This window comes from Aquabacterium sp. (assembly GCF_049317225.1).
Lineage (GTDB): Bacteria > Pseudomonadota > Gammaproteobacteria > Burkholderiales > Burkholderiaceae_C > Aquabacterium.
The window spans coordinates 435,939-447,672 of sequence record NZ_JBMOIR010000001.1; the positions used below are offsets into that span (position 1 = coordinate 435,939).

The window sequence follows — 11,734 nt, forward strand, 5'->3', positions numbered from 1 at the left end:
ATGTCCGGAGCGCCGATTTCAGCGGTCCATGATTTGCGTTTCGAGCTTCAATCGGGCAGCCAGGGCTACGGGGTCGAGCAACTGGATGAGCAATTTGCCGGCATTGGCGCGAATGAGGTGGCTGACCAGACCTTGTGCCGCCCCCATGGCGGGTGCGGACGAGAGTTGGTTGTTCTCAAAGGCGGGCACGGCGTGCAGGTCGCCGACCAGCAGCCCCACCTCCATGTCGCCTTGCCGCAGCACGATGACCTGGGCGCCGCGGTCTTCGCAGCGAGGCAGCCCCATCAGCGTGAACAGGTCAAACACCCACAGGTATTTGACGATGCGGCCTTCGCGCTGACGGGCCAGCATGCCGATGCGGTGTTGCGAGCCCTCCAGCGTCAGGCGCTTGAGCTCGGTGGCGGGCAGGGCCTCGACCACGGAGGCTGCGGGCAAGGCAAACAGACTGTCGTCCACAAAGAAGGTGGCGTACTGATCACAGTGCGACAGCATCTTGCGCTCCAGCTGGGCGGCTTCGCGGCGGCGCGCGGGCGTCAGTTGGGCGGTTCGAACCTCGCCGAGCGGCCAGTAGCAGACGGCCAGGACGTCGTTGTGATACCCGTCGGTGACCTTGTATTCGCGGTAACCGTTGGAGACGCAGGCGGCCATGACGACGTACTGATCGTCGCGGATCACAACACGGGCCAGGCTGTGGCCCTTTTCCAGCTTGAGCAAGTCGGGAGGCAGGGCGAAGCGTGAGCCAATCGGCAGCGTTGCATCGGTGCTGGACAGCACGGCGCCATTGCGATCCAGGTAGACCGCTTGAGAGGCCGCTTGCTGCGGCAGGCCGTCTTTCAGCATGGCCTTGAATTCGATCTCTGCATCGAACACGATGCCGATGCCGCCAACCACTTGCTGGTCGTGTGGGTCACGGATGGCCGCGTGGTACACGTAGGTGGGGCGATCGCCATACAGGGCGCAGGGCTCGAAGGCGCTCACGTGGTAGTCCTGCTGGTCTCTCAGCGCCAAGGTGCTGGCCAGCGCCGCATCGTCGATGCGTTGGCCCACGACGGATACGCCTTCCACATCGGCGGGCTTGGAGGCAGCCACGATCTGTCCGTGGCGGTCGTAGACCACCAACTGGGTGTACACGGTGTAGAGCCCGTTGATGTAGGCCAGAATCTGCTGGATATGCTGGGCGTCGGCTGAGCTCAGCGCGGGCGCGGACAGGGCTTGTTGCAGCGTGGGGGTCATGGCCCACCAGCGGCAGTCGTTGGCGCGCTCGTACAGGTTGCGATCGAGCAGGTCGACCATCAGTCGAGCGGTGAAATCGGCCGACTCCAGGTTGGATGCCAGGGCGGCGTCGTACAAGTCGCGAATGGACTGGGCAAACACCGCATTGCTGCGTGCACCGTTGTCGCTGATCTGGCCGAGCACCGACTTCAAGGCGCGCAGGTCGCGTTGATCGCCGGCTGCCATGACTTCGCCGTTCCACACCACCCGACGCACGGTTTCGGCGGTCTGAATGATCTCGAACAGAGGGGGGCAGAACGTGGCGGCGTGCGACAACAGGCCTTCGGCAATGACTTCGTCGAGTTGCGCCAAGATGCCAGGGCCTTCCCGGTCGAAGGCCACCTCCAGCGGCACCATCACTTGCCCCTGCCAGCCTGTGGGCCCCGGGTAGCCTTGGTAGCCCTTGGCAGCAAAGGTCTGGGTCAGGTACTTGCGGCCCGCGTGGATGCACAGGTCCGCTTGACCCGATCGGTTCACCGGCACTTTGGTGCCACGGGGCACCCAGCCCTCGTCCGCACTGGCCAGCACACGGTTATGTTCATCCAGCAGCAGGATGTTGCAGCGGCCTTCTTCACGGTGTCGGGCGGCGAAGATGCCTTCCATTTCGGTGTTGAAGCCGAAGACCAGGCACAGCACGCCCACCACCGTGCCGGTGTGCGGGTGCAGCATGCGGTGAGAGTAGATCAGGGCCGGTTGTCCGCCGGGGCGCAGGTCGCTGGGGCGGAAGGTCTCGACATAGCCTTCGCTGTCCATTGTGGCTCGGATCAGCGGGTCATGACTGCCCTCGATGGGCGATTGCGGGTCGATGTGCGCCAGCACGGCCCCTTTGGGGTCCAGCAGGATGATCTCGTCGTAGACGGTGTACTTGTCGCGGTAGGCTCGCAGACGGTCCACGGCGGCCGCGCGGTCGGTGCGCAGGCCTGCGGCGTATTCACACAATTCGTGGTCGGTGGCGAGGAAGCCCACATCGGCCGTGCGTTCGTACAGGTTGCGCACCACGATGTCGATCACGTCGCGCGCCTGGGTGCCGACTTCGGCCATGACGTTGTCGACGCGCTGGCGCACCAGACTCACCACGAGGTCTTTTTCCAAGCTCTCAAAACCCTGGCGGGTGGCGGCAATCATGGGCAGCAGACCGCTGGCATCGTCGCCGCAATTCATTTCAGCCATGGCTTCGATGACGCGCCACATCAAATTGAGCTCTCTGAGGGAGCTTTCGCAGCGCACCACGTCGCGCATGTATGGGAGAAAGTTGTCGATGTTCATGGCGGGAGCCCGGTGGTTCATGCAACCCTATCGAGCAAGAGCCGCGCCCGCTTGATGGCATTCATTCACGAAAAATGGGATGGAGTGTGGTCTAGTACCGAAGATTGCAGAATGCGTGCAATCGTTGTGCGTGAAGACCGGGCCGCCATTCGTCTTAGGATGTGCTCATCCTCACGTTTTGAGTTGGTATGAGCCAGATCCTGACCCTGACCATGAACCCGGCGCTGGACATCTCCACGTCGATTGACCGTGTGCGGCCTGTGCACAAACTGCGCTGTGGGGAGGCGCAATGGCATCCGGGCGGTGGCGGGATCAATGTCGCACGTGTCTTGCACCGTCTTGGTGCGGATGTCCGGGCCATCTATCCAGCGGGTGGTGCCATCGGTCAGACCCTGAGCCGTTTGCTGGCCGAAGAGGGTGTGTCGGCCGAGGTGGTTCCCATTGCTGGCGACACCCGCGAGAGCTTTTCGGCGCATGAGACTGCATCCGGGCAGGATTTCCGTTTCGTGTTGCCCGGCCCGACCTTGAGCGAAGCCGAATGGCAGCAGTGCCTGGATGCCGTCACTGCCCGCGTGACTGCCGGGGGCTGGGTGGTGCTCAGCGGCGGGCTGCCACCGGGCGTGCCGGCGGATTTTTATGCCCAGGTGGCCCACCATGTGCGGCGCGTGGGCGGGTGTCTGGTGCTGGATTCCAACGGCGCAGCGCTGGCGCAAACGCTGGCCCAAGGGGTGTACCTGGTCAAACCCAGTCTGCGGGAGCTCTCTGAGTTGACGGGGGCCCCCTTGCCGGACGAGTCGGCGCAAGTGGCGGCGGCCCGGGCCGTGATCGACGCCGGGCAAGCCCAGATCGTGGCCGTGTCCTTGGGTGAAGAGGGCGCCATGCTGATCACCGCGGACTACGCCCTGCGCGCACCTGCCTTGACCGTGAAGGTGGCCAGCACCATTGGTGCGGGGGACAGCTTTGTGGGCGGGCTGGTGTGGGCCCTGTCGCAGGGGCACCCTGTGGCCGAGGCCTTCCGCTATGCCATGGCCACCAGCGCAGCGGCCTTGCTGTCGAGTGGCACCGCCCTGTGTGATCCGGGGGATGTCGCACGCCTGCACGAGCAGGTTCAGATCCGGATGATCTGATCGCCCACAGGCGGAGGGCGCTAACATGCGCGTCTGATGAGCGCATTCCCCACCCTCCACTGGTCCGTCGACGGCCAGGATTGTTCGGCCCGTTGGCGCAGTGAGTCGGGGGTGCCCGCACCCCGGCGCGTCATGCGCGTCGACGACCAGACCCCGGCCGACACGGCCTACCGCCTGGCCTGCGAAGGCACGGCCTTGCTGTGGCAGGGCGACTTTCACAACGGGCGGCAGTTGCTGCAGGCCTTGGCACGGCGCATGGACAAGCGCGCAGCCACGGGGCGCCGCACGCCATCGCGTGAGGCTGCCACAGGGCCGGCGCAGGCATTTCACCTGCATCGCAAGCGGCAGGCCGAGCGTGCGCGCACATTGGGCATGCTGTTGATCCCGGTGTCTGCGGGTCACCAGATTCCCTTGCGTCGTGCACCGGATGTCGCCCAGGCCTGCCAGGAAGCCTATGGCGATGCCCAGGAAGACTACGTCATCGCCCTGCGTGAGTTGCAGGGCCTCATCGGGGCGCACGAGTGGCGCAAAAAGGGTGTGCCGGTGCCTGCACTGGGCGCCGCGATCCATCCGCATTACGGTGTGTTTTCGCCCGTACGCGGCGAGTACCTCGATCTGGTGAAGCAGGCCCCGCTGCCAGCGGCCGTGGCGCAAGACAGCCGCGCCTACGACATCGGCACGGGCACCGGCGTGCTCGCGGCCATCCTGGCCCAACGCGGGGTGCAGCATGTGGTGGCGACCGACATGGCGCCGCGGGCCCTGGCCTGCGCGCACGACAACCTGTCGCGATTGGGGCTGACTGCGCAGGTGACCTTGCAGCAAACCGACTTGTTCCCGCCGGGGCAGGCGCCCTTGATCGTTTGCAATCCGCCATGGGTGCCTGCGCGGCCCAACTCATCGGTCGAGCAGGCGGTGTACGACCCCGACAGCCAGATGCTCAAGGGCTTCCTGGCCGGGCTGGCATCGCACCTCAGCGTGGGCGGCGAGGGGTGGCTGATCCTGTCGGATCTGGCGGAGCACCTGGGCTTGCGCAGTCGTGCGGACCTGCTGCAGTGGATCGACCAGGCCGGGCTGCAAGTGGCGGGCCGACTGGACATCCGGCCTCGTCACGGGAAGGCGTACGATCCAAAAGATCCCTTGCATGCGGCACGTGCCGCAGAAGTCACCTCTTTGTGGCGACTGGTGCCCCAAACCGCCGCCGCAAGCTGAGCGGCTCGTGCCAGAATCCGCCCCCTTGATCCTGATTTGGACTCGGTTGCGAGTCCCTCTTACCCGCTCAACTGTGAGCAGAAAGCGTTTGCCGTGGACCTGAAAGTGCCCATCACCATCATCGACGAACTCAGCGAGGACGAGATCCAGTCCACGGGCCTGCTGGACATGGCCAGTGGCGACATCTCGAAGGTCGATTACGAAGACTACAACGTGGCCACCGAAGACCTGCCTGCCCGCCGCTCGGACTATGAGTTCACCAGCGGCATCCTGAGCAACCGTGGCAAGGACGTCGAGTTCCGCATCGACGTGAACCGCACCACCGGCCAGTACTCGGTAAGCGCCAACGAGCTCGAAGAAATCAAGACGCGCGCGGCCTCCTTGTTCGCCGCCAAGCCCAACTGATCTGACGATCGGAGGCGCCGAATTGCCCAGCCTGCGCAGTCATCTTCTGGTTGCCCTGCTCAAGCTGATTCGGCGCAAGCGCATCTATGCCTCCGTTGAAGGCTTGATGCGCGGCATTGCAGACGTGCGCGCCGAAGGCCCGCACCGTCCCTCTGCGACCCTGCAGACCCGGTTGTCGATTCAACTGGGTTCGCACCAGGGGCATGACGTGTACACCGTGTCCCCGCGCGAGGCTGCGCCCTCATCGGCCGCGCCCGTGCTGTACTGGCATGGCGGGGCCTATGTGCGCCCCATCAACCGCTACCACTGGGACCTCATTGCCGACCTGGTGACCCAAACCGGGCGGACCTTTGTGGTGCCTTTCTACCCGCTGGCCCCCGAACACCCGGCCCCTCATGTGATCGCATGGGCGATGTCGCTCTGCGCCGCGTGGCAGGCGCACCGGCCCACGCAGCCCTTGGCGTTCATGGGGGATTCGGCGGGCGGTGGTCTGGCCTTGGCGCTGACCTTGGCCCTGCGCGACGACGACCTGCCCTTGCCCTCCTCGCTGGCGCTGATTTGCCCCTGGGTGGATGTGCGGGTGCCGCACCCACAGGCCGAACAGACGGCCCGGATCGACCCCATGCTGGCGCTGGCGGGCGCCCGGGAAGCCGGACGGCTGTATGCCGGCGAATGGGGCACGGCCCACCCCTATGTCAGCCCCTTGCAGGCCGACTTGCGGGGCCTGCCGCCTGTGACCTTGCTCGTGGGTGCACGAGACATCCTCTCGCACGATGCCTTGGCGCTGGCCGATCGTTTGCGCGACGCGCAGGTGCCTTTGCACCTGTCGGTGGCGCCCGGCATGGTGCACGTCTGGCCGGTGCTGCCGATTCCCGAGGCGCATCAGGCCCGAAGCTTGCTGGTGCAAAGATTGAACGATGACACCAACGCATCATCCAGCCCGTCGGCTTGATGTCACACCACGCAGCCCCCAGCTGTGCGATAGTGAAGTCGTTCTCCCAGCCACAGGAGGCCGTATGCTGTTGCTCGACGAGATGCTTGACCTGCAACTTCTGACCGCGGACCAGCACCGTGACATCGGTGCGTGGGTGCGTCAGGCCCGTACGCCCGAGCGCATCCTGCAGATGCCGGCGCATTTGTGGCGCGTGCTGGAAAACGCCAGCCTGCTGATGGATTTCGAACCCGACGGCGCGACGCGGCACTGAAGCCGCATCGCAGACCGCATCAGCGAGGGCTTACAGAATGTGGGTGACCAGACGGAAGTCTGGGTCATCCGGGTAGGCCTTCACCGAGAAGCCCAGGCTGCGCATCAATTTGAGCATGCTCGAGTTGTTGGTCAGCACCAGCCCGATGATTTCATGCAGGCCCTTTTCACGGGCCACGTCCATGATGGCTTCCATCAGGCGTGAACCAATGCCCTTGCCGGCCAGATCGTCGGCCACCAGCAGCGAGAACTCGCAACTGGTCTGGTCCGGGTTGGTGATGTAGCGCGACACACCGATGATGCGCTCGGTTTCCGTGATCTCGCCTTCGTCGTTGGCGTGGCGCTCTTTCACCACGGCCACCAGGGCCATCTCTCGGTCGTAGTCGATTAGCGTGAAGCGGGCCAGCATGGGGGCGGGCAACTCGTTCATGGCCGACGCAAAGCGGAAATAGCGGCTTTCGGACGACAAGCCCTGCACCAGCGCCTGCAGCATCTGCGCATCGTCTGGGTGAATCGGGCGAATCGTGTACTCGCCACCCCCGCGCATGGGCAGCAACTGCTCATAGCGCGCCGGGTAGGGCAAGATGGCCAGGTGGTTGTAATTGCTGTGGCGACCGCTGACGGCCTGTGGCGCGTTGTCGATCACGATGCGGGCATCCACCGACACAGCCCCATGCTCGTCCACGATGATGGGGTTGATGTCCATCTCGCGCAGTTGCGGCAGCTCGCACACCATTTCGGAGACGCGCAGCAGCAGCTGTTCCAAGGCCTCCATGTTGACGGCATGGGCGCCGCGCCATTCCCCCAAGGTCTCGGCGACGCGAGAACGGTCGATCAGTCGTCGCGCCAGGAACTGGTTGAGCGGCGGCAACTCCATCGCCCGGTCATTGATCAGCTCGATCATGGTGCCGCCGGCGCCAAACACGATCACCGGGCCGAACGGCTCGTCGGTGACCATGCCGATGTAGATCTCGCGGCCACGCCGCGTGCGCGCCATCTTCTGCACCGTGACGCCGTTGATGCGGGCATCGGGCTGCAGGCGTTTGACGCGCTCGATCATGTCGTTGAAGTTGTCACGCACGGCCGTGCCGTTCATGAGGTTGAGCACCACGCCCTGCACGTCGGACTTGTGGCTGATGTCGGGCGAGTCGATCTTGAGTGCCACCGGGAAGCCCAGTTGCATGGCGATCATCATGGCCTCGCTGGCACTGCGGGCCAGAATGGTTTCGGTCACCGGGATGTGGAAGGCCGACAGCAGTGTCTTCGACTCCATCTCCGTGAGCACCTTGCGGCGCTCCGTCAGCACGCTTTCGATGACTAGGCGCGCGCCTTCAATGTCTGGTTGAGCCAGTGCAGACAGGGGAGGGGGCGTCTGCTGCAGCAGCAACTGGTTTTGCGCGAAGTTGGCAATGTTGCCAAACGCGCCCACGGCGGCTTCGGGTGTGCGGAAGGTGGGGATGGATGCTTCTTTGAGCACGGCTCGTCCGCCACTCACCGAGGCATCGCCCATCCAGCACGTCAGCAAAGGCTTGCCCAAACTGCGGTTGGCCTCGGCCAGTGCCTTGGCCACCTCGGCCGAGTCCACGCCGGCACGTGGCGAGAAAATCGCCAGCACACCGTCAATGTGTTTGTCCTTGGCGGCAGCGGCCACGGCCAGCCTGAAGTGCTCGGGCGTGGCGTCAATCGAGAGGTCAATCAAATCGGTCAGCGATGCCAACTCGGGCAGTTGAGGCTTCAGCCCCTCGGCCAATTCGGGCGACAGCCGACCCAGCTGCAGCGAAATTTCGTTGACCCAGTCGGCGGCCAGTACGCCCGGCCCGCCGCCGTTGGTGATGACGGCCAGGCGCTTGCCCACAGGGCGGTAGCGCGAAGCCAGGCACTTGGCGGCCGAGAACAGTTGCACGAAGGACTTCACACGCACGGCACCGGCGCGGCGCAGGGCGGCATCGAACACATCGTCGCTGCCGACGATGGCACTGCTGTGCGTCTGCGCTGCCTGATTGCCCTCTGGCTTGCGCCCGGCTTTGAGGATCACCACCGGCTTGGCGGTGGCGGCCGAGCGCAGCGAACTCATGAAGCGGCGGGCGTTCTGAATGCCTTCCACGTAGATGATGATGCTGTGCGTCTGGCGGTCGGCGGCCAGGAAGTCCAGCACGTCGGCGATGTCCATGTCGGTGTGCGGCCCGATGGATACCACCGAGGAGAAGCCCACCGCATTGTTGGCAGCCCAGTCCAGCATGGAGGCCGTGAGGGCCCCGGATTGCGACACCAGGGCCAGTGAGCCCTTGCCGGCCAGCGGGCCGGAGATGCTGGCGTTGAGCAGCGAGGGGGGGCGCTGGATGCCGGCGCAGTTGGGGCCGAGCAGGTAAATGCCGGCTTCGCGCGCCACCTTTTTCATCTCTTCGGCCTGCTCGGCGGTCACGCCGTTGGACAGCACCATTGCGGCCTTGCAGCCGACGCGTCCGGCCAGCTCAATGGCGGGACCCACGTCGGCCAGCGGCAGGGCGATCACGGCCAGGTCAGCGCGGACTTGTGCCAAGTCAGCCAAGGTGCCGCTGGTTTCACGGATGTCGATGAAACGGTAGGTGCCGGTGTAGCGCTGGGCACGCAAAGCGGGGTGCAGCAGCACGGCTTGGGGCGTCAGGCTTTCAGGGTGATCCGGAGAGCCGGCAAAGATGGCGACCGACCTCGGATCGAACAGTGGGGTGAGGTAATGCTTGTCCATGGCTTCAATCTGCTCCAATCAGGGCGCGAACGTGGGCTGCGGTGCTGCGAGCCAGCGGGCTCATCACGTACCCGCCTTCCAGGCAGGAGACCACACGTCCCTTGCAGTGGCGCCAGGCCACCTCCATGAGTTGCTGGGTGACCCAGGCATAGTCGGCTTCGACCAACCCCAAGTTGCCCATGTCATCTTCGCGGTGGGCATCAAAGCCTGCCGAGATGTAGATCAACTCCGGCCGGAATTGATCCAGCGCTGGCAGCCACTGTGTGGTCACCGCCTCACGGAACGCTTCACTGCCCGATCGCGTGGGCAGGCCCACATTGACCATGTTGGGCCCGGTCGCATCTTCGCCATTGAAGGGGTAAAGGCCCTTCTCGAAGATGGAGCACATCAGCACGCGTTCGTCACCGCGGAAGATGTCTTCGCTGCCGTTGCCATGGTGGACATCGAAATCGATCAGGGCCACGCGCTGCAGGCCGTGAACGTCCAGGGCATGCCGGATGCCCACGGCGACGTTATTGAAGAAGCAAAAACCCATGGTGGCGGCACGCTCGGCGTGGTGCCCGGGCGGGCGCACGCAGCAGAAGGCGCTGGCAGCCTCGCCTTTGATCACCAGGTCGGTGGCCATGACGGCCGCACCTGCCGCCCGCAGTGCCGCAGGCAAGGTGAACGGGTTCATGGCGGTGTCCGGGTCCAGTTGGTGATAGCCCTCTTTGGGTGCAGAAGCAATCAGTTCCTGAACGTACAGGGCTGAATGGGCGCGCGAAAGCTGTTCTTCCGTGGCCAGTGGTGCGTCATAGGGCACCATGTAATCCAACAGCCCTTTGGTCAGCAGCATGTCATTGATGGCGGCCAGACGTTCTGGGCATTCGGGGTGCTGAGGGCCCATCTCGTGGCGGGCACAGTCTGCGTGGGTGATGTACGCGGAGAGCAAGTCCAACTCCTGGTGGGAATAGGTCAAAAGTGCTCCGAACAGTCTACGCCTTTGCCGCTTGCGAGCCTATCCAGAGTCCCCCCTGTTGCGCAATGGTGCGTGATACATGACTGGCCGCGTCAGTCATTGTGCGCACAGCGGCAACTTCGTATAGTTAAACGGAGAGAAGAACGAGAGGAGGACGCCATGCGGATGCGTTGGTGGTTGCACACGGGCGTGGTCAGCTTGCTGGCCCTGCTGGCCGTGGTCATATTCAAAGTGTCATCTCAGCCATTGAGTGACGATCAGTTGCGCGACGTGCAGGCGCGCGAAAGCATTTTCGTGATGCCGGAGCCCTCACTGTCGACCGATGTGGTGACGCAGTCCCTCATGCGTTTTTTTGACGGCCGGGTGTTTGCCTTGGATCTGTCGGCAGAGAGCTTTCAGTCCGTCTGGTTACAAGCTGCGGGGGCCACGCTGGACACCTCGCTGTATGACGGGCGTGGTGTGACCCAGTTGATGGTGGTGGCCCCCCCTTCTGACTACACCTTCTCCGTGAACCAGGTGCTGCAGCAAGTAGGCGGGCATTACAACGGCGGCAATGTGGGCGAGTTGTCCATCAACCGTCTGGACATGAGTGGTGCCCGTATCTGGGTCTGGAGTCACTGAGTGCTGACACCCAGCTCCACCATGCCGTACATGGGCGTAGAGATCCATGGGCGCCAGAGCGCCTCTGTGGCTTGCCCTGTCAGGCCATAGCACTCTGACACGCTGCGTGAGGACAGCAGGCGCAGCCGTGGATGCGGCGCCGTCAACTCATCCATGCTGCGCAGGCCCCACCGAAATTCGGCACCCGTGCGACTGACACTGGGGTGGTACTTGGCCATGCCAATCGCGACATGCGACATGGTGTCGAGGACGAAGCGGGAGCCCGCCGGGGCGTGCTCGCCGAATTCCCGCAGCACGTTGGCGACCTGATCGGGCGTCAGGTACATCAACACCCCTTCACACAGCAGAAAGACGGGCTTGGCCTGCGGGCCGCTGGGCAGGCCCAGTCGCTGCCACCATCCTGGCTCCTTCAGGCAACTGCTGCCTTGGGTCTGCCGGCGCGAGTGCATGGGAATCAAGGGTTGGCGCAGGACCATCACGGCCGGCAGGTCCACATCCATCCAATGGTTGCGACCTTGATCGAACCACTGGAAATGATCGGACAAGCCGCACCCCAGACAGACGCCCAGGCTCTCGGGGTGATGCGCAAAGAAGTCTTGGCCCGCCTGTTTTAGCACCTGTGTGCGCCACAAGATGTTGAGCACGGTGGCGCGGTCAGACAGGTAGGTGCTGACATCCACGTTCAGCTCGGACAGGGTGGCGGCTGCCTGCCGGTCCTGACAGGCCATCCACGGGAAACTCGCGCCGCCCTGGGCACGCGCGGCCAGCGGAATCAGCAAGGTGCTGGATACCGCATCCAGTGTGATGTCCATGGTCTCCTCCTGCCTCGTTCGGGCGGTAGGGCGCGACGCAGAATCGCCCTCATGTCCGTTTATGTCTGTGGTGCATATGCGTCGCGTCCATTGTCATCCATGTAACGAGCGCCACCATCCCGGGTAATACTTGCC

General features: G+C 64.3%; 10 protein-coding genes. 6 read left to right on the plus strand and 4 right to left on the minus strand.

All coding sequences use genetic code 11. The annotated features are described in order from the left end of the window. Window positions 1-18: 18 nt before the first annotated feature. A complete protein-coding gene (locus ACOYNB_RS01815; RefSeq protein WP_422837406.1) occupies window positions 19-2,538 on the minus strand; it encodes a chemotaxis protein CheW in 2,520 nt (839 codons plus the stop codon). 188 nt (window positions 2,539-2,726) lie between these two features. Between ACOYNB_RS01815 and ACOYNB_RS01820 the strand changes: the two genes are divergently transcribed. From ACOYNB_RS01820 to ACOYNB_RS01840, 5 genes are all read left to right on the plus strand, one after another. Then, window positions 2,727-3,665 (plus strand): 1-phosphofructokinase family hexose kinase, encoded by a 939-nt coding sequence (locus ACOYNB_RS01820; protein ID WP_422837407.1) that lies wholly within the window; start codon window positions 2,727-2,729, stop codon window positions 3,663-3,665. A gap of 36 nt (window positions 3,666-3,701) precedes the next feature. Next, on the plus strand, window positions 3,702-4,874 hold the full coding sequence (locus ACOYNB_RS01825; RefSeq protein ID WP_422837408.1) for a methyltransferase: 1,173 nt from the start codon (window positions 3,702-3,704) through the stop codon (window positions 4,872-4,874). A 36-nt stretch (window positions 4,875-4,910) separates the two neighbouring features. Then, window positions 4,911-5,279 (plus strand): hypothetical protein, encoded by a 369-nt coding sequence (locus ACOYNB_RS01830; protein ID WP_422837409.1) that lies wholly within the window; start codon window positions 4,911-4,913, stop codon window positions 5,277-5,279. Between the two features lie 22 nt (window positions 5,280-5,301). Further along, complete coding sequence (locus tag ACOYNB_RS01835) at window positions 5,302-6,231, plus strand: alpha/beta hydrolase fold domain-containing protein (RefSeq protein WP_422837410.1); 930 nt, start codon at window positions 5,302-5,304, stop codon at window positions 6,229-6,231. A 64-nt stretch (window positions 6,232-6,295) separates the two neighbouring features. Continuing rightward, window positions 6,296-6,484: a hypothetical protein gene (locus tag ACOYNB_RS01840; protein ID WP_422837411.1), complete on the plus strand. Its 189-nt coding sequence runs from the start codon at window positions 6,296-6,298 to the stop codon at window positions 6,482-6,484. A 30-nt stretch (window positions 6,485-6,514) separates the two neighbouring features. Here the strand turns inward: ACOYNB_RS01840 and ACOYNB_RS01845 are convergent, their stop codons facing one another. Together ACOYNB_RS01845 and ACOYNB_RS01850 are read right to left on the minus strand one after the other, a co-directional pair. Further along, window positions 6,515-9,208, minus strand: a complete 2,694-nt coding sequence (locus ACOYNB_RS01845; protein WP_422837412.1) for a GNAT family N-acetyltransferase — start codon at window positions 9,206-9,208, stop codon at window positions 6,515-6,517. A 4-nt stretch (window positions 9,209-9,212) separates the two neighbouring features. Then, window positions 9,213-10,139 carry a histone deacetylase family protein gene (locus ACOYNB_RS01850; protein ID WP_422837448.1) on the minus strand — a complete coding sequence of 309 codons (927 nt, stop codon included), beginning with the start codon at window positions 10,137-10,139 and terminating at the stop codon, window positions 9,213-9,215. A 186-nt stretch (window positions 10,140-10,325) separates the two neighbouring features. Between ACOYNB_RS01850 and ACOYNB_RS01855 the strand changes: the two genes are divergently transcribed. Then, on the plus strand, window positions 10,326-10,787 hold the full coding sequence (locus tag ACOYNB_RS01855; protein WP_422837413.1) for a hypothetical protein: 462 nt from the start codon (window positions 10,326-10,328) through the stop codon (window positions 10,785-10,787). On the opposite strand, the gene ACOYNB_RS01860 is transcribed toward ACOYNB_RS01855, so the two are convergent. Continuing rightward, the gene (locus ACOYNB_RS01860) at window positions 10,781-11,599 is read right to left on the minus strand and encodes a class I SAM-dependent methyltransferase (protein WP_422837414.1); all 819 of its coding nucleotides are present in this window, start codon (window positions 11,597-11,599) and stop codon (window positions 10,781-10,783) included. The two genes, ACOYNB_RS01855 and ACOYNB_RS01860, sit on opposite strands and share 7 nt — an antisense overlap. Window positions 11,600-11,734: the final 135 nt, after the last annotated feature.

Bases quoted from the DNA above. Each gene is read 5' to 3' on its own strand.
- ACOYNB_RS01815 (WP_422837406.1), bottom strand. From the start codon at position 2,538: ATGAACATCGACAACTTTCTCCCATACATGCGCGACGTGGTGCGCTGC.
- ACOYNB_RS01820 (WP_422837407.1), top strand. From the start codon at position 2,727: ATGAGCCAGATCCTGACCCTGACCATGAACCCGGCGCTGGACATCTCC.
- ACOYNB_RS01825 (WP_422837408.1), top strand. From the start codon at position 3,702: ATGAGCGCATTCCCCACCCTCCACTGGTCCGTCGACGGCCAGGATTGT.
- ACOYNB_RS01840 (WP_422837411.1), top strand. From the start codon at position 6,296: ATGCTGTTGCTCGACGAGATGCTTGACCTGCAACTTCTGACCGCGGAC.
- ACOYNB_RS01845 (WP_422837412.1), bottom strand. From the start codon at position 9,208: ATGGACAAGCATTACCTCACCCCACTGTTCGATCCGAGGTCGGTCGCC.
- ACOYNB_RS01855 (WP_422837413.1), top strand. From the start codon at position 10,326: ATGCGGATGCGTTGGTGGTTGCACACGGGCGTGGTCAGCTTGCTGGCC.
- ACOYNB_RS01860 (WP_422837414.1), bottom strand. From the start codon at position 11,599: ATGGACATCACACTGGATGCGGTATCCAGCACCTTGCTGATTCCGCTG.